This is a genomic window from Paenibacillus sp. Marseille-P2973 (assembly GCF_018101095.1).
In the GTDB taxonomy this organism is placed as follows: Bacteria; Bacillota; Bacilli; order Paenibacillales; family Paenibacillaceae; genus Fontibacillus; species Fontibacillus vini.
Map to the genome: position 1 here is coordinate 91945 of NZ_JAGQEH010000004.1, position 17826 is coordinate 109770.

17 protein-coding genes are annotated in these 17826 nt (G+C 49.7%); 7 read left to right on the top strand and 10 right to left on the bottom strand.

Annotated elements, in window-relative coordinates; genetic code table 11:
- Nucleotides 1-9 precede the first annotated feature (9 nt).
- The 4 genes from KB559_RS09955 to KB559_RS09970 form a co-directional block, all read right to left on the bottom strand.
- Nucleotides 10-1125 (bottom strand): Ger(x)C family spore germination protein, encoded by a 1116-nt coding sequence (locus tag KB559_RS09955; RefSeq protein WP_211021594.1) that lies wholly within the window; start codon nucleotides 1123-1125, stop codon nucleotides 10-12.
- Nucleotides 1118-2200: a GerAB/ArcD/ProY family transporter gene (locus KB559_RS09960; protein ID WP_211021595.1), complete on the bottom strand. Its 1083-nt coding sequence runs from the start codon at nucleotides 2198-2200 to the stop codon at nucleotides 1118-1120. Before KB559_RS09960 ends, KB559_RS09955 begins: the two co-directional genes overlap by 8 nt.
- Before the next feature lie 10 nt (nucleotides 2201-2210).
- The gene (locus KB559_RS09965) at nucleotides 2211-3701 is read right to left on the bottom strand and encodes a spore germination protein (RefSeq protein WP_247681721.1); all 1491 of its coding nucleotides are present in this window, start codon (nucleotides 3699-3701) and stop codon (nucleotides 2211-2213) included.
- Nucleotides 3702-3874: 173 nt separating this feature from the next.
- On the bottom strand, nucleotides 3875-4666 hold the full coding sequence (locus tag KB559_RS09970; protein ID WP_211021596.1) for an SDR family oxidoreductase: 792 nt from the start codon (nucleotides 4664-4666) through the stop codon (nucleotides 3875-3877).
- 151 nt (nucleotides 4667-4817) lie between these two features.
- Here KB559_RS09970 and KB559_RS09975 point away from each other — a divergent pair, with 151 nt between their 5' ends.
- Complete coding sequence (locus tag KB559_RS09975) at nucleotides 4818-5552, top strand: zinc ribbon domain-containing protein (protein WP_211021597.1); 735 nt, start codon at nucleotides 4818-4820, stop codon at nucleotides 5550-5552.
- 13 nt (nucleotides 5553-5565) lie between these two features.
- On the opposite strand, the gene KB559_RS09980 is transcribed toward KB559_RS09975, so the two are convergent.
- The 3 genes from KB559_RS09980 to KB559_RS09990 form a co-directional block, all read right to left on the bottom strand.
- On the bottom strand, nucleotides 5566-6312 hold the full coding sequence (locus KB559_RS09980) for an HAD family hydrolase (RefSeq protein ID WP_211021598.1): 747 nt from the start codon (nucleotides 6310-6312) through the stop codon (nucleotides 5566-5568).
- 86 nt (nucleotides 6313-6398) lie between these two features.
- Nucleotides 6399-7235, bottom strand: coding sequence for a TPM domain-containing protein (locus KB559_RS09985; RefSeq protein ID WP_211021599.1), 837 nt, complete (start codon nucleotides 7233-7235; stop codon nucleotides 6399-6401).
- A complete protein-coding gene (locus KB559_RS09990) occupies nucleotides 7232-7891 on the bottom strand; it encodes a LemA family protein (RefSeq protein ID WP_211021600.1) in 660 nt (219 codons plus the stop codon). The genes KB559_RS09985 and KB559_RS09990 overlap by 4 nt, the downstream gene beginning before the upstream one ends.
- Before the next feature lie 376 nt (nucleotides 7892-8267).
- On the opposite strand from KB559_RS09990, the gene KB559_RS09995 reads away from it, so the two are divergent.
- The gene (locus tag KB559_RS09995; RefSeq protein ID WP_211021601.1) at nucleotides 8268-8444 is read left to right on the top strand and encodes a hypothetical protein; all 177 of its coding nucleotides are present in this window, start codon (nucleotides 8268-8270) and stop codon (nucleotides 8442-8444) included.
- 101 nt (nucleotides 8445-8545) lie between these two features.
- Here the strand turns inward: KB559_RS09995 and KB559_RS10000 are convergent, their stop codons facing one another.
- Genes KB559_RS10000 through KB559_RS10010 form a run of 3 tightly spaced genes read right to left on the bottom strand, consistent with a single transcriptional unit; the run spans nucleotide 8546 to nucleotide 10738 of the window.
- The gene (locus tag KB559_RS10000) at nucleotides 8546-9469 is read right to left on the bottom strand and encodes an AEC family transporter (protein WP_211021602.1); all 924 of its coding nucleotides are present in this window, start codon (nucleotides 9467-9469) and stop codon (nucleotides 8546-8548) included.
- Between the two features lie 29 nt (nucleotides 9470-9498).
- Nucleotides 9499-9954, bottom strand: a complete 456-nt coding sequence (locus tag KB559_RS10005; RefSeq protein ID WP_211021603.1) for a threonine/serine exporter family protein — start codon at nucleotides 9952-9954, stop codon at nucleotides 9499-9501.
- Nucleotides 9955-9979: 25 nt separating this feature from the next.
- Nucleotides 9980-10738 (bottom strand): threonine/serine exporter family protein, encoded by a 759-nt coding sequence (locus KB559_RS10010; protein ID WP_247681722.1) that lies wholly within the window; start codon nucleotides 10736-10738, stop codon nucleotides 9980-9982.
- 288 nt (nucleotides 10739-11026) lie between these two features.
- On the opposite strand from KB559_RS10010, the gene KB559_RS10015 reads away from it, so the two are divergent.
- The 5 genes from KB559_RS10015 to KB559_RS10035 all read left to right on the top strand — a co-directional run bounded on the left by KB559_RS10015 (nucleotide 11027) and on the right by KB559_RS10035 (nucleotide 17820).
- Complete coding sequence (locus KB559_RS10015) at nucleotides 11027-12046, top strand: GGDEF domain-containing protein (RefSeq protein ID WP_247681758.1); 1020 nt, start codon at nucleotides 11027-11029, stop codon at nucleotides 12044-12046.
- 148 nt (nucleotides 12047-12194) lie between these two features.
- Nucleotides 12195-13535: a spore germination protein gene (locus tag KB559_RS10020; protein ID WP_247681723.1), complete on the top strand. Its 1341-nt coding sequence runs from the start codon at nucleotides 12195-12197 to the stop codon at nucleotides 13533-13535.
- 2 nt (nucleotides 13536-13537) lie between these two features.
- Nucleotides 13538-14632: a hypothetical protein gene (locus KB559_RS10025; protein ID WP_211021606.1), complete on the top strand. Its 1095-nt coding sequence runs from the start codon at nucleotides 13538-13540 to the stop codon at nucleotides 14630-14632.
- Nucleotides 14629-15738, top strand: coding sequence for a Ger(x)C family spore germination protein (locus KB559_RS10030; protein WP_211021607.1), 1110 nt, complete (start codon nucleotides 14629-14631; stop codon nucleotides 15736-15738). Before KB559_RS10025 ends, KB559_RS10030 begins: the two co-directional genes overlap by 4 nt.
- A 114-nt stretch (nucleotides 15739-15852) precedes the next feature.
- Nucleotides 15853-17820, top strand: coding sequence for a methyl-accepting chemotaxis protein (locus KB559_RS10035; RefSeq protein ID WP_211021608.1), 1968 nt, complete (start codon nucleotides 15853-15855; stop codon nucleotides 17818-17820).
- The last annotated feature ends 6 nt before the right edge of the window (nucleotides 17821-17826 follow it).

Consider the following 17826-nt stretch of genomic DNA (forward strand, 5'->3'; position numbering starts at 1 on the left):
CGATGCGGGTCAGTGATAGTAGTTTCCGAAGTTTCTTATCTTGGACTTGGCGTGGACACGGATTTCCATCTTGGCGTACATTTCGTCCCAGGGGGAGTCCTTCCACGCTTTATAACTCATTTTATTGCGGACGTGCTGCCCGATCCCAATGCTGTCGGTGCGATGCTTCTGCAATTTTTTCACGACCTTCTCACATTGCTGAACTACATGCTCGTTCAATAAATTCTCCAGCTTAGATCTGTCCGCAGAGCTGGTCAAATTCATATCACCCACATATTCCAGTACCGATCCATTGAATTTAATGTAAATATCGGCGATATAATTTCCTTCCTCGTTTTTTCTGATTTTAACCTTCTTGCGGCTGTTAATTCCGTCCAGGGTGACAGACTTCATTTCCGGTTTATCCGAAGTGACGGTAAATTCGCCCTTTCCATGGTCATGGTACATGATTGAAAAATAGAAGACCTCGTCCGGCGTTAACTTGCCCATGTATTTGTCATCGTGAAAGAGAGCGACTCCGGCGTATTCGAGATCTTCTCCGCTTTTTCGGATCATGTTCGCAATTGGATCCTTGCCGTCGTCATAATAATCGCGGAAAAATTCGTGCAGCAAAATACGGGGAATCGTCTGCATATCGAATTCCTTTTTCAGAAGGCGGTCGATATACTGGCCTGTCCGGGGATGCCCCTTGTAAGTGCGCGACAGAATGTTATGGACCGATTCATCGACTATTACGAGCTCCGTCCGTTTGGAAATCGTGGGATCCCTCTGCAGGGTGTCCATAAAATCCCTCAATCCCTGTCTCGCTATATTCGTATTGTACATGATCGTCCGGATTTGTCCGCTGAGCAGCTTTCTGCTCGTTTTTCGAGAGAGCGTGATTCGAGCCTCTTTCCCGCTTTTGGCGGTCGCGGTCAAAATTTCATCCGTAAAACGCGTCTGATTGGCCTCCGTAAGAATCAGGGGAATGCTAAGCGTAACTCTGACCCGATTTTCGTTCTCCCGATCAAAGCCTACGGTACGGACATAACCGACCCGCTCAAGAATATGCTGGTCCTGACTGCATGAAGTGGTGAGCAGTAAGAGACAAATGAAGCTGATTAGTATTCCCGCTCTTTTAAGCATGACGTTTCCTGCCTTTCTGTATCAGCAGTGCCAATAAAGCCAATAGAGGAATCACGATAGCGACCCCAAGCTGGAGATAGATCAAAACATTAAACCAATCTTCTACCTCAATTAGAGATTTGGGGATAAAAGCTACGATGAAGGTGGATGCCATCACGAAAAAGAGAACCCATTTCCACGGAAGCCGGGGGATCAACTCGGTGAATACGGCCTGACTGGACCAGTAGTACATCCCGCCGGTAATAAGGATCGACACCAGAAAGAGGCTGTACAGAAAATTTTGCACCCGTTCGACAAAGGGGAAATACAAGTAACCAAACATGTCCAGTAACGGGAAAGACAGATGGACCAGTTCTTTGTAGTTGAAAAAACCGTAGCATATCACCGTTACTAGCAAATAGACAAGAACAGTCATACTATTGCCCAGATGGATGTATTTGAGCCACTTCTTTCCCTTTTCGGCATATGGAAACAGAAATAAGGATAACTCGTACCCCATAAAGGAGCCGTATACTTTTATGAACCCCTGTCCGAAATCCTTCCCTTCTTTGAAAAAGAACGAAGACATTCGTGTTATATCGAAATCTTTCATAAAGATAAAGCTGAGCGGAACCATAGTGATCAGCAAGGCGACGAAAAACACATTAGCCTTGGATATATTATAGATCCCTTTGGTCACCAGCAAAAAAACGATGATATCGACAACCAGTTTCAATACGATATCGGGGGTTTGCGGAAAGATGAGCAATTGATAGATCATGACGTACTGCTTGATTACCAGACATCCCACCATAGCCAACCCGCTGCCCATGACTAGATATATCGGAAATAGCAAGAAGCGGGGGATTCCGGATTTTAGAATCGCAAATATGGACGCGCCGCGGCCAAGCCGGTAAACCGATGTGATCAGCAAAATGTTCAATGTGATCGGCAGGAACATGAAGATTAACGCGATCCATCCGTTCGTGCCGAAATAGGTGGCTACTGTACGCGGAAGAATAAATAGGACCACACCAGTTTGCGTGTTGAAAATCAATAAGGCAATTTGAAACCGGTGTAGCTTTTCATGTGACAAAGGAAATCACCTATTTCTTCATCTTGTTTGGATTCTTGTTCGGAGAGGCCGATTGCGACGGGCGCTGGTGAAATGACCAAAACGGTCCCCGGATGAAAATGTCTTTCCAATCCATCGGCTTGATCGGTGCAGCCGGAATCGTATAGGGAGTTCCGAGGCTGGTCAGCTTGGACAAGTGAATGATCATGAGCGCAATCCCCGCGATGAATCCGAAATTACCCAGCATGCCGGATAAAATGATAAGTCCGAATCGAATCAATCGGATCGATCCGCTCATGACGTAACTGGGAATCACGAAGGAAGCAATCGCGGACATCGCTACCGAAATGATTAGGATGTTGCTGGTGAATCCGGCTTCCACGGCTGCGGTTCCGATGACGATACCGCCGACGATGCCGATCGTCTGTCCGATTTTTGTCGGCAGTCTGGCCCCGGCTTCCCGAAGCATCTCTATGGTCGTTTCCATTAGCAAGGCCTCTATGATGGGCGGAAAAGGCACCCGGCTCCGGGATTCGGTAAGGGAGACCAATAGATTCTCGGGAATCATTTCATAATGATAGGTGGTAATGGCAACATACAGGGAAGTTAAAGAAATCGTGATGATAAATGCCAAGTAACGCAGCAGTCTCAGCGCACTGCCGACAGCCCAGCGATTGTAATAATCGTCAGGCGTCGTGAAAAATTCAAAAAAGGAAGACGGCGCAATGATCACCGAGGGACTTTGGTCGGCGATGACGATGAGCTTTCCGTCATTCAGCTTGGACACCGCAATATCGGGTCGCTCCGATGTTTGAAACAAAGGGAATAGAGAGTTTGGAAAATCATCGATCAACTGTGTCAACATCGTACCGTCGTACAGACTGCTAAACTCGATAGCTTTGATCCGGCTCCCCATTTCTTTGACGTGTTCCATAGAAGCGATCCCGTCGATGTATAGAAGACAAACTTTAGTTTTGGTCAATTCGCCAACCTCGAATTGAGAAACTTTTAATCGATTGCTTTTGAATTTTTGGCGGATCAGCGAAAGATTGGTTTCCAGTGATTCGTTAAATGCGTCATGCGGCCCCGTAATGGCGCTTTCGGTTTGCGATTGCTCGATGCTCCGTTTCTCGGGGCCATAGGCATCGATAAGGTAAACGCCTTGCGGGACAAACAGGGCGACATTCCCAGTTAAAATCCCCGAAACCGCATCGATTGCTTCGGAAGCAGGCGAAAATTGGGATTGCTGCAACAGATCGTCGAGTTCTTCATTCCGTATATTTAACAGGGGCCTGAGAACGTCGCGCTCATAGGTCTTCATATTGATCTGATGTTCAAAGAAAAGCAAATCGGCCTGTAACAAAGGGATGCTGTATCGGGTCAGATCGCTGCATTCTTTGAACTCCTGAAGAACGGTATCCAGGGACAACGGGCCGGAAACCTGCTTTGTTCCTTGAGGGGATTGCTCTTGTTGGTTTTTGCCGGAATCAAAAATTTGAGCGATCTTGCTGAATATCGACAAGATGTCCTCCTCCTGCCCATGGATTTTTAAGTATTATGTGATATCGTTGGAAAAATATGCAGCTTCCTCATGAAACATCATGCTTTAGAAAAGGGGAAAAGGTCTCTTAGGGGGCATAGAAAAAGCCTGCTTCCCGGCAGATACAGGGAGCAGGCTTTGTTACTTCTTACAGGTTAACCGTGCAAAAGAGATTCGGCTCCGTCAATGTATACTTCGGTGCCCGTCAAATGAAACGACTCATCGGATGCGAGGAACAGGACGAGATTGGCCACCTGTTCGGGTTTGCCGGGACCCTTTTCCAGCGGTTGGTCACCTTCAGGAAATTCCACCGGAATTTTCACTTCCTTGATGTCATCCGTAGGGAAGGTATTGTCCCCGATATTCGTCTCGATGGCACCGGGGCAAATCGCATTCACCCGGATACCGTACTGGGCCAGCTCAAGAGCGGCCATTTTCATAAAGGCGACCTGAGCCGCCTTAGAAGAGGCATAGGCAGAGAAGCCGATATTGGAGAAGACCCGGTTCCCGTTAATGGAACTGGTAATGATGATGCTGCCTCCATTTTCCTTCATGTAGGGGATAGCGTATTTTACGGTAGCGAACGTACCCCGAAGATTAATGTCCATCGTCTGGTCCCAGTCGCTGATCTCCATAGTCTCGATCGGGGCCATAGTCCCGTTGATACCGGCATTCGCGAAGACGACCTGAATGTTTCCCGCTTCTTCTGCAATTTGGCGGAATCCCTGTTCGATCATTTCCGGCTTGGAAATATCGCACTGGATCACAGCAGCCTGCCCGCCGGCGGATTCGATGGTCCGTTTGGTTTTTTCGGCTTCTTCCGGCGTCCGGTCCAACATATATACTTTTGCGCCATGCTGCGCCATACGGATCGCGGCGGCTCTGCCGATGCCGGACCCGCCTCCGGTTACGACAGCTGTATAGTCCTTCAATCTGGATTGGTTCATGGGATAGCTCCTCTCTGAACAGTGCAGTATTGGGATATCAGTAGTTTTATACCCGTACGATACTTGGTGAATCAAAAGAACGAGCTTCAATGTCGGGGTTGATAATTACCGGGTTTATCCAACATAATTGGAGGTAGAGAGGAGGAGGCTCATGATTTGTCCGAATTGCCGTCACAGCCAATCGAATGAAAACGCGAAGTTTTGCGAGGATTGCGGAACGCCGCTGCTTAAGACCACCGGGGAGGGGCAGCAGGCCAACGCATATTTGGAAAATGCCAAACAGGCTTCCAGGCTGTATTTCAAATTTTTTGCGTCCGCATTAAAAAGCCCCGCAGCCTACGCTAAAGGCGTAGGCAGGGAGCAGTTTATCAATGGAATCATCACGATAGTCCTTTATTCCCTGGTCGTACCGCTAATTATCTATTTCGGCTTCCACCGCCTGGCTGGTTGGATAGACTATCCTTTTTTGGACCTCGTGCTGCGACCGGCACTGGCTTTCGCCATAATGTCGATCTTGACGGTAGCCTATTGTTTTTTAGCCATTAAGTACGGAAAAGGAAAAGGGAACTTTCAAGAGGTTGCTGCCCGTTTTGGCGTTTATCTTGTACCCTTTACGGCATTGCTGCTGCTTGCCCTGCTGATGGCGATCCTGCAAGTCAACATGCTCCAGTCACTGCTGCTCATGGTCGGCCTGTTCGGGGCGATGTTTGCAGTCCCGGCATTCGTTATTTCAAGCTTGATCCCTGAAGAGGGCGGGATGTTCGACAGGCTGCAAAGCACAATCCTGGTATACATCGCATCCTCGATTACCGTAGGATTGTTGGGTAACGTCCTGTTCGGCCGGATCGGCCGGCTATTGGGAGACGGGATGTCCCTGTTTTATTGATCGGCAGGGTAACTTATTTCTGCGCCTGCCCAGCGGCATCCAGAAGAATTTGAGCGATGTCCGCATAGCTGTCCACCTTGAAATGGGGGCTGTGTGATGATTCGGGCTCCGCGCCGCGGTGATTGAACCAAAGGACGTTCCAATCGGCCTCCAAAGCGCCGACGACGTCATTCCGCCAGGAATCGCCGACATAATAACAAGCAGCGGAGGTCAAATTCAGCGCGTCGGTCACATGATCAAACAACTTGCGGTCCGGCTTGGTGATTCCGACGGCCCCCGAAATAAAAATCCGCTCCGGAGGGATGAGTTCACTCAGTCCAAGGGCGCGGATTTTTTTCATTTGATGCTCCGGGGGACCGTTCGTAATCAAGCCGACAATAATTCCTCGGCCGATCAAATCGTCCATTAAAGGACGGGCTCCGTCGAACAGAGTAATATCAAATTGGCGGTTCAGGTATTCGGATTGGACTTCTTCAGCTTGAGAACCGGTCAGCAGAATGCCGAATTCGGCCAGCGAAAGCGAAAACCTGCGGGTACGCATCTCGCTGAGCTCGGAGCCATGCGTTGGAGTGCCCCCGGCTTCTGCGGAGAGTTTATCGCTATAATAACGCATGCGGTGATAGGCGGGGGCATAAGGGAAGTCTTCGCCGGTGCCGAGCACACGCTGCAGAGCCTCGCGGAACGGAATCAGGTGATCGTAGAGCGTATCGTCCACATCAAAAAATACGGCCTTTTGCGACAGTGAGGTAATGGGATCCATATTCAGTAGGTTTCTCTCCTTTGGCTAATATCCTATGGATATTATACCGGGAGTTGCCGCGTTGGGGTAGCCGGACTTGCCGTGAATCAGAATCTTCGGCTTGCGCCTCCGCCTCCCGAGGAGCCCCCGCCGCCTCCGCGGAAGCCGCCACCACCACCGCCGAAGCCTCCGCCTCCGCCGCTGCCGCCTCCCCGACCGAGTATCGAGATCAGGAACATCGTCATCATTCCGCGGAAGAAAATAAAATCTACCGCCAGAAAAGCGATGATGAGAATGATCCAGCCGGAGGATAAGCGGCCGTCTCCACCATTCCCGGCAGGCGCTTCGGGAACCGCAATTTCCTGCGGCGTTAAAGTTCCCTCCACACCATATTCTCTGGCAACTTCGTTGTATAGCGTTTTATAGGTTTCCACGATCGCTTCACCAGGATGGTTGTTCACCAGATAAGGGATGGTGACCTGATCGAGGATTCTGCCGACCTTGCCGTCAGGCAGAGCCCCTTCGAGGCCATAGCCGACTTCGATCCGCAGCGGTCGGTTGCCCGGCTCGCCATCCTCCATCGACAGCAGAAGCAGCACTCCGTTATTCAATTTCTGGTCCCCCAGTCCATATTTGCGGAGGGCCTGCAAAGCGTACTCTTCCACGGTGTAGCCGTCCAGAGTTGGCACAGTCAATACGGCAATTTGAGCCTTGGTCCGATCCTCCAGGGCCCTTCCCAAGCTGTTTAATTCCCGGGCCTGTTCAGCCGTGAGCAGGTTCTCGAAATCCTGAACATAAATATCGCCTTGCGGCTCCGGAATATTCGGTGCGGCAAAGAGGGGAGCAGGCCCTCCCAGCAGAACACAAGCCAGCAGGAGGAGGGACACAATTCTTAAGCAAGCGGACCCGGTGCCGGAACAAACACGGCCACCTGAAGGTTTCATGCTCCAGCCCCCGCCCGGGCTTCTTCACCCGGGAACTGAAGCAATGGATTTACCGGGTTCAAGGATGAAGTTGAATCCGTGCCGAAGTCCACCTCCGGATTGGTCCGCGATTCCGGCGTGGTCTCAAAATACTCCCGTTTATCAAAGCCCATGATGCCTGCGAGCAGATTGCCCGGGAAGCGTCTTCGCATATTGTTGTAGGTGGCGACGGCTGCATTATAATCGTTCCGGGCTACAGCGATCCGGTTCTCCGTGCCGGCAAGCTCGTCCATCAGCTGCGTGAACTGCGCGTCTGCTTTGAGCGTCGGATAATTCTCTACGACAACCAGAAGACGACTGAGCGCGCCGGACAATTGCTGGTCGGCCTGAGCCAGTTCATCCGGAGTTCTTGCTCCGCCGAGTGCGGCACGGGCGTCGGATACTGCTTTGATTACTTCCTTTTCATGGGAGGCGTATCCCTTTACCGTATTGACCAGATTCGGAATCAGATCATATCTCCGCTGGAGCTGAACGTCGATTTTACTCCATTCCTGGTTCGCGTTTTCGTCCGCCGCGACGAATTTGTTGTAATTTCCGGCAAACAGAGCAATGAGAATAACGACCACCGCAATGACGATGATCAGCGGGATCAAGCAGCCTTTTCCTTTGAGATTCATAGAATATGTACCCTCCTTGTAATATTGCGCAATGGTCCATCTTCTGTTATTACTTATCTCTTTACCCTTTGCCCTATACAAGGAAACTCCATCCAATCGATCCAATCGGTCGGGGCAGGGTACTCAGGCTTATGTTTCCGACAGATAGTTCGATCTGGACGGGCACCTCCGGGACCATCCCGAGGAAACCGGACCATCCGGGAGGATATGGGAGGAAGTTTGCGGCTGGATCGCATTACAGTAGGGTAGTGATAGAGCATCCTATCTCATCAAGGCTTAGGTAAAGACATCCGGTTTTCCCTCCCGAATTATAACGTCTATACTAATAGATGTGTGAAAATAACGTTATTACAACGGATTTAGGAGATGACTTTACTTGGCTTATGATGAAATGTTGGAACGCCGGAGTGAAATGTTGAAACGACGGATTGGCGAGATGATCGCCAGGGAGAACCAATATGGATTAGGAAAACAAGAGGGTCTATTTCTAAGACGAATGATTAAAGAATGGCATCAAATGACTCATGAGATGAACGGAAAGCCGGTAATCTAAAAGCGGCCTGATCTGTAAAGCAGGCGTGGAAACTCAGGATGAAAAAAGAAGAGGCCAGCGACGGAGGAAATATCCGTAGCTGGCCTCTTGGCATTTGAGCTTTACCCCACATATTTCGCAAGGGAGATTAATGCCGTGATGGTTACGATATTGAGCAATGTGGAAATCAGCACGGTTTGCGATGCGAAATCCGGTTCATTATCGTATTCTTCAGCGAGGATGGTGCTGTTCACACCCGTAGGCATCCCGGAAGCGATCAGAAGCGCCTGGGCGGGCACACCCTTGAGCCCCAGCAGGAAGACGAGTAATAAACCGATGGCAGGACCGATCAGCAAACGCAAAAGAACGCTGACATACACGTCGAGGCGGTCCAGCCGCAGCGGGTACTTTACAATTTGCGCTCCCAATGTAAGCAGAGCCACGCTGACCATGGAATCGGAAATGTAGCCCAGCGGTTTGGAGGCAAACTCCGGAAGAGGGAGCTTCAGGACATGGAAAACCAGCCCGAGTACGAGCGCATAGGGCACCGGCATCTTGAGAAAACCGATCAGGGCAGCCTTCAAGGTTCCGCCGGACTTGGCCCGTTGCACCGACATTACGCCGTAAGTAAAGGTAACCAGGCTCTGAAACGTCATAATGAGCGCCTGGAGGGAGGATGCCAGCGGATCTCCTTTGAAAGCGAGCTGATTGATCGGCAAGCCATAATTCCCGGAATTATCGAGAATCAGGCTGTTCGTAAAAGCGGCTTTCATTCCCCGGCTGAATTTCATGCGGCGGCTGACGATCATGCTCACGACATAGAGCAGTAGTACATATAACGCATAAAATAACGTAACATTGCCGAGAAGCGCAGGCGACATTTCGGAATGGTACATGCTGAGAAACACGACAGCCGGCGTAATATAGTAAAAATTAATTTTGGCGAGGGTGTACAAATCGAGTCGAAAGGCCCGCTGCATCAAGGCTCCGAGCCCGATCAGCACGAAAATGGGCAAAACGACATCCAGCAAAATTTGAGCTATCATCTTTGATGTTCATCTTCTTTCTTGCCGGCTTATTTGGCGCGGACTTTTTTGGGGCGGGGCATCCGGATTTTGCGGATAATTTGATTGAGCACCTCGGACAAGACAAGCCCGATGGCGATGGAACCGGAGATCAGAAATGCTTGCGCCGCAAGCTGAATCGCCGTGTTATATTCCTTTTCCACGAAATTCCGCATGGCGTCGTAGGCCATGCCTCCCGGCACCAGCGGAATGATTCCCGATACGCTGAAGATGATAACGGGCTTCTTGTAAGTACGGGCGAAGATTTGGCTGACCACACCGACGATGATCGTCGAGGCTACGGTCGCGTATATGGTATCCAGCCTGTAACCCAGCAAAATGTAAGCGGCCCAGCCCAGCATGCCGGAGAATCCGCATTGCAGCAAGGTCCGCTTGGGGGCGTTAAACAGGATGCCGAAAGCCGCAGAGGCGATAAAGCTGGTAATGAAATGCAGAACCAGGTTCATAGCAGGTTAAGTCCTCTTTTCCGGATTATAAAATGGTAAATACGAAGGCGATACCAGCCCCTATGGCAAAAGCGGTCAGGAACGCCTCGGCGCCCCTGGACAATCCGGAGACCAGATGGCCGGCCATCAAATCCCGGACCGCGTTGGTGATCAATAGTCCGGGAACAAGGGGCATGACGGACCCGATAATGATTTTATCGAGCTCCTTGCCGATTCCGGCCAACACCAGCAGCGAGGCGACGATGCCGATCAGAAAGGAAGCGCTGAATTCCGCGAAAAACTTCACTTTGACGAGACGATGGAGCAGGATGAACGCCAGGAAACCGAGTCCGCCGCATACGACGCCGGGAAAAAAATCAAACAGGCTGCCCCGGAACATCAAGGTGAAGCACCCGCTGGAGATGGCGGCCGCGGCAATTTGAAGCCCGACCGGGTAGGCATGCCGCGATGTGTCAATGTCCACGAGAAGGGCCCGGGCCTCTGCAGCCGTGACATCCCGGCTGGACAGCTTGCGTGAAACATCGTTCACGGCAGCAACCTTCTGCAAATCCGTAGTGCGTTCCACAATCCGGATCAGCTTGGCCCATCTCATGTCATCGGATTGAAACATGATGCCTGTGGGCGTGACGTAACTATGGGATCCGGCAAGGCCCAAGGCCGTGGCGATCCGGGTCATCGTATCCTCTACCCGGTAGGTTTCCGCTCCGCTTTGGAGCATGATTTTCCCGGCTAACAGGCACACTTCAATAGGCTCCTGTTCATCGACAGCCGCCGTGTCGTTCATCATCTTGCTCTCCCTTCCAACAACTTAAGCCCATTATATCATGTGCAGATTCGAAAGCGGAATCCATTGAAAGTCTCCGTGAAAGATGTAGAAATTTGTCGAACATTAGCGAAAAATAATCGAAAATTAAGCGAATATGTGAGTCCTTTACCTAAATTTTGTGATATGCTTACCTAGTCCGGCAATGGTCTCTTGTCGGATGATTACAGTTGAGAGGTAAAATAGGATATGCTGCAGAGTCTAATCAACAACTTTACTGTTTTGACTACCTTTTTATTTTTTGGGAACATGGCCTGGGGTAAGTGCCAAGCCTACAATCTTCACAAAAGAAATCAAACCAAGCTGATACTCGGATTGGTCCTTGGACTATTCGGGGTCGCTTTAATGTATTACACATTCCCGATTAACACCTACGTCTTTGCCGACTTCCGGCAGCTGCCGATATTAATTTCCGTCTCTCTCGGCGGATGGATAGCGGGCTTGGTCGCCACAGTCATTATTTTTGTATACAGGCTAGTATTCTTAAGCGGTGTGAGCATGGCTTCGGTTTGGGGAGCCGTCAATGCGCTGGGAACCTTTATCATTGCGATCCTGATTTTAAAAGACTACAAGCTGTCGCTACAGAGATGGGCCTGGACACTGGGGTTATCCGCCGGGCTATCCGTAGTGGTCTTCTCCATTATTCTGGTTGAGAACAAATGGGTTCCGATCGGAACGTTTTGTCTTGTCTTTATCGTGGGAGGAATGTTTACTCTCGCAATGCTCCTATATTTGAAAAGATCAGACGATTCATTAAGAATTATGCGCGAAGCGGCTCATCGCGACTTCCTGACAGGTTTGTTTAATGCGAGGGCTTTTGAAGTCATTATGGAGCAGCGCATCGCATCCTCGACCCGGTATCGCGTGCCCATTACCCTATTGCTGATTGATATCGACCATTTTAAACAGGTAAACGATACATTCGGCCACCCGGCCGGTGACGCGGTTTTATCCCAACTGGCTATGGTCTTGAGGGATACTTTTCATCCAGGAGATCATATTGCCCGTAAAGGAGGAGAAGAGTTTGCCGTGATCGTGGATGATTGCGATTCCGAACGCATTGAGATTATAGCTGAGCGGCTTCGGCGAAATGTCGAGAACCAGATCTTCATTCTGCCGGACGGAACCGAACATAAAATTACGATCTCCGCCGGGAGCGCCACCTATCCGGATATCGTCGAGGAACTATTGTTCGAGAGAGCGGATCAGGCGCTTTACCAGGCAAAGACGTCGGGCAGGAACCGCGTTTGCCGGGCATCTTCTATTTAAAGGACTTCACCGATAAGGTGAGGTCCTTTTCTTTTTTTCTCGCTCAGCCTCCCCTTGGCCGTCCGCAAAATGAATGAGAATCGGGAGTTATTGGCAAAATAGGCTCAGCTAAGGAGTTAATATCGGATGTGAGCTGGAGGGATCGGAATTGGGCAAGAAGCAAGGTGAACCGGGAGCTGCATGGCTATCTGAAAAAATGTCGGGACAGGTTGATTTTGAGCAGCGGTCTCTCGGCTCTTCCGATGAAATCGGGCTGCAATATCTTAGCAGCTTAACGAACTCGGATATGATTAACCGTTATATCGTCATTCCAAGCTATGAAATGGAAAGCCTGCAAGCTTTCGAGAATTATATCGCTTCTTTTCCGGGTACCGTTCAAGCTGGGGAACGGCAGCAGATTATTGAGTTTGTGCTTAAAGGATTCGTGTTGATATCGATCGGGAAAAGCGGTTATTTATTCAATGCGGTCAAGGTGGAGTCGAGCGGAGTCGGTGAAGCGGTGAACGAGGCCATCGTTCAGGGACCGCGGGATGCGTTCAGCGAAAATATCGAGCTGAATATAAACCTGATCCGGCGAAGATATCAATCGGAAACTTTAAAGATCGATATGTTGACCGTAGGAAAGGTTTCCCGAACTTCGGTGGCTATTCTGTACGATGACGAGCGAGTGGACCGGCAAGTGCTCAAGGAAATGAAAAAGCGGATCGAAAATGTAAAAATCGATATATTGCAATCCGCAGGGGAGTTGGAGAAATATATCAGTCCCGAACGGGTACGGATTTTTCCGACAATGATCGTTACGGAAAGACCGGACCGGGTAGTGTTCAATATTGCGGAGGGCAAGGTCGCGGTGCTGATTAACTCCAACGGGTTTGCCATTCTTGCTCCTTCGATTTTCAGTGACTTTTTCACGGCGATGGATGATAAAATCCAGGTCCCTATGGTCGGCTGGTTTCTGAAAACCATCCGGTACATCGGTTTGCTCTTGACGTTGACGTTGCCGTCTCTCTATGTCACTTTTGCCTCTTACAATCCCGAGATATTAAAGATACAGATTTCGCTGCTGATCGCTGGAAGCCGGGCCGCGGTCCCCTATCCCTCCTTCATGGAAGTCTTTCTGATGCTGTTGATGATGGAATTTCTGACGGAGGCGAGCTTGCGTCTGCCTAAGGCAATTGGGCCTACCGCTACGACGGTCGGCGGTTTGATTCTTGGGCAGGCAGCGACCCAGGCCGGACTGGTCAGCAATATTATGATCATTTTAGTGTCGGCCGTCGCGATTTCCAATTTTATCATTCCGATAAGTATGATGGGGTACACCATACGTGTTATCAAATACATTATGACCTTGTTCGCGATTACCTTCGGTCTGTTGGGCGTTGTCGGATCGGTGGTGGGATTAATCATGTATTTATCGGGAATCCGCAGCTTTGGCCGGCCTTATATGAAAATGTATGCGCTGGAAATCAAATCAAAGGGTGGGCAATAATCATGGTAAGCAGCAAATATATATATTATTTATTTCTGGTGAACGCATTGATGAACATTATCAACTTTGTTCCCAGGGTTCTAATTTTCACAAGATTTCAAGGGACCTTGCCGTCGATCTTTATATCGACCGCCATCGGAGCTTTGCTGCTCTACGGATTTACGAAAGGTATCGCCGGTTTTAAGGGGCAGGGGTTGCCGGAAATCTATAATGCCAACTTGCCCAGATTCTTTTCATTTTTTCTATTAATTATGTACGCTTGCTTCTGGTTTTCTGCCGGCATCATTACGATGCTGTCGTTCGTAGACATCACTGTTCGTTATATCAGTCCGGATATTTCTCCGTATGCCGTTATTATAGGGTTTCTGCTGCTTTCGGCCATCTGCTGCCGCCTATCCTCCGAGTCGATCCTTTACGGATTGGAGACGATTCTGTTTCTTTCAACGCCGGTCATTATATACATGCTCGTTAAGGCCTTTTTGAACCCGAATTTTAGTTGGGACGCGGTCTTGCAAATCGTTACTTACATGTGGACCAAGCCCAAATATGTGACTGTGGCCGGCGCGACGTTCATCTTTTCCGGCTTTTTTAATCTCGCAATTTTCAACCGGAATTTCAAAGATCTGAAAACGAGATACTTATGGACCATTCCGTTGTTTGGTTTGGTTATTTTGTTAATTACTTTTGAGGTACCTATCGGATATCAGGGGACTGTCGGTGTGGAAAATCATGTATATAGCTGGTTTTCAACGGCTGATTCCATCCGAATGGAATTATTTATTATCGAGCGAGTGCTCTTTTTGTTTTATACGATCTATTTGATGATCTCCATGCTCAGCACGGTTGTTCATTGGCATGTCGGGCTGGAGCTGTTTAAAGGCGCATTTCAGTCTAAGTCCGGAAAACTCCCCGGAAAAAAGGCCGATTGGTGGGTGTTGATTCCTTTTTCCATAGCGACGATCGTAATTATGAACTTCCTTAACCAGGTCCGACTGGGTCAAATAGGACAGTGGTTTTTGAATATTCGCCTCATAAATGAGTTCGTTTTGCTGGCTATATTGTTTTATGCCAAGAAAAGGAGCGCGAAAAAGACATGAAAAAAATAATCTGTTGTCTGCTGGCGATCGCGATGCCCTGGACCATTTCCGGTTGTCAGTTCAAGGATATCGATAAGAGATCCTTCGTGCTGGCGATAGGAATCGACCGTCCGGAGGATAAGGATAAGAAGAACCAGTTTGAGGTGACGCTCAAGATGGCAATTCCAGAAGGCGATCCGACGAAACGAAGCCAGGAACCGGTCGTCATTACCGAGATTGCGGAGAGCGTTCCCGAAGCAGTGCGCCTGGCTAAATCGAAAACGGACAAAGAACTGGATTTCAGCCACTGCAAGGCGATGATCTATGGGGAATCATTAGCAAGGGACAATATTATCCCCCTGGTTGACTGGTCATCCCGTCGCCGGGATATCCAGTTGATTATGTTTGTTGCGGTAGGACAGCCGACTGCCAGGGAAGTCGTTAAAATGCAGACCAAATCCGAGAGATTGCCGGGAAATGCCCTGATTCTGGGGTTAGGCAAAGAGGGGACGGAATCCCCTTACATTAAGTCCGCATATTCTTTTGATTTAAGCAGGAGGACGACGGAACACGGGCTTGATCCGTTCATGCCGGTTGTGAGGACGAAGCACCCGGATATGCTGATCATAGACAGGGTCGCACTATTCAACAAGCAAAAGCTGGTCACCATACTTACGCCGGACGAAACCCGGATGCTGAATCTCTTAACCTCGAACCACCTGCGCTCCAGCTTCAAGGTGGATGCCGAGGGTAATTCCTACGATTACAATCTGGAGAACTCCAAATTCAAATACCGTATCAAGACAGGCAAAGAAAAGCAGGCTGTTGTGGAATACCGCCTGTCCGGTATTGCTTCGCTGGAGGATAATATGAAGGGGACGCCGGTCACCGGTCCTGTATTGCGGAGTATATCCAAAGCGGCGAGCGAAAAATGGGAAAAGGACAGCGTAAACTTGTTTAAGAAAATACAAGCTTCCGGAGTGGATCCGTTTGGCTGGGGGCTTCGATATTATTCAAGGAATTGGAATAATGCGACCGAGCGGGAGGAGTGGGAGCGTCTTTATCCCGGCTTGGAATTCCAGGTTAAAGCCAATGTAAGTGTTAAATATACGGGGATGATCCGGTAAACGCATTAGAATTTTTATATAAACCCCATTAATTGTCAATAAATCGTCAATGTTTTGCTGCCGATATATAGATTACGATGTAAATCCATATATCTGCAGAGAGAAGGCGGCGTCATGAGAAAAAAATCTTTATCGATCCGGAAGCGTATGATCGTTTCCTACACGATTGTATTGCTTGTCCCGAGCATCATTATCGGCTCGATTACCTATTCGGCTGCGAGCCATCGTGTAGAGCAGGACTTAATGATGAGTGCGCTGCAAAGCGTCAGCTCGGCGGACGCGATTATCACGAATGAGATCAGTCAGAAAATGGTGGATCTCAACTATTACGGCGAACAGATTCCGGGGACGGGGGTAGATCAGGAAGTTGCGGCCGGGAGCAGCGCAATCAAGAATAAACTGCAGGAATACCAGGCCATCCACAAGGATGTCCTGAACTTGTATGTGGGGACAAACAAGGGAAGCATTTTGCTGTCTTCCGATCTGAAGCTTGACGATGACTTCGACCCGCGTACCAGAGATTGGTATGTACATGCGCTGAAGTCCAAAAAGGCGGTTGTGTCGCCTTCATATTTGTCGGTTGACGGCAAGCCGGTCGTGTCCATCTCGCAAGTGTTGGCCGATGGGAGCGGCGTGATTTCTCTAGATCTGGATTTGAGCGCGGTTGCTTCCATGACGAATATGAAGGTAGGGAACGATGGCTATATCTTTATCGTCGACAGCACCAAGAAGCTGCTGGTTCATCCAACGGCCCAAATCGGTTCGGAGTATAAGGAAGAGTTCGTTAACCGGATGTTCCAGAGCGACAGCGGAAAGCTCGGCTATTCCCAGCAGGACAACCGTTATAAAATGGCATTCATGAAAAATGAGGCCACGGGCTGGAGAATCGGGGGAACCATTAGTCAGAACGAAGTTGCGGAAGGGACGGCAGGAATTCGCAATACCACGATTCTCGTCGTCGTTCTGTCCATACTTGGCGCAGCCGTCATCGTCTTTATGAATGTCCGCTCGGTTATATCTCCATTAAAGAAATTAAATGAAGCGACCAGCATATTGGGAAAAGGCGATTTGACGAAACGTCTCGATTCATTCAGGCAAGACGAAATCGGAGAATTGGCCGGGAATTTCCAGCTTATGGTGGATAATCTTAGAGGAATGGTAGAAGGCGTCCAGGACATGACGAACAGTGTGTCCGCTTCTGCGGAACAGCTATCCGCCGGGGCCGAGCAAACGACGAAGGCGATCGAGCACGTGACAGTCGCGATCCATGATGTGGCTGCAGGAAGCGAGCAGCAGCTCCGGAGTGTCGAGGGCGGAACCAGCAGCGTCATGGAAATGGCGCGAAAGGTAGAGGATGTCTCGGTTCAGATGCAGGAAGTTACCAGAACCATGTCGGAAACCACTGATTCCGCCAATTTAGGGGCACAAGCGGCGGCGGGTACAGAGAGTACCATGCAGGGAATCCATCACACGGTCGAGGGATTGGCCGAAGTGGTCATTTCTTTGAACCGTCGTGCCGAACATATCGGTGAGATCATCAATGTAATCGCAGGCATTTCACAGCAAACGAATTTGCTAGCCCTAAATGCTTCCATCGAAGCGGCAAGAGCGGGGGAACAAGGCCGCGGGTTTGCCGTCGTTGCTTCGGAAGTCCGGAAGCTTGCAGAAGGTTCGCAGCATTCGGCTGATCAAATCAAGGAGCTGGTCGGTCATATTCAACAAGAAATGGAGCAGGCCGCCACAACGATGGAAGAGGTTAAGGAAAGGGTGAATGAAGGATTGGATGCCGTGGAGAAATCCGGCAAATCCTTCAGCCAGATACGGGATTCCGTTGTAGGAGCGGCGGCTACGATATCCCAGGCTTCGGTCACCATGGACGGAGTGGCCTCGGAAGCCGCAGAGGTCGAGCTTGTGATCGGTCAGATCCGCAATTTATCGGAGGAAACGGCGGGGAACACGGAAACGATTTCCGCAGCGGCGGAAGAACAGCTAGCGTCGTTGGAGGAGATGGCTTCTTCTTCCGCTGATCTCAGTAGTATGGCCGAGCAACTTCAGCAATTGGTCGGACAGTTCAAAATATGAGGCAGC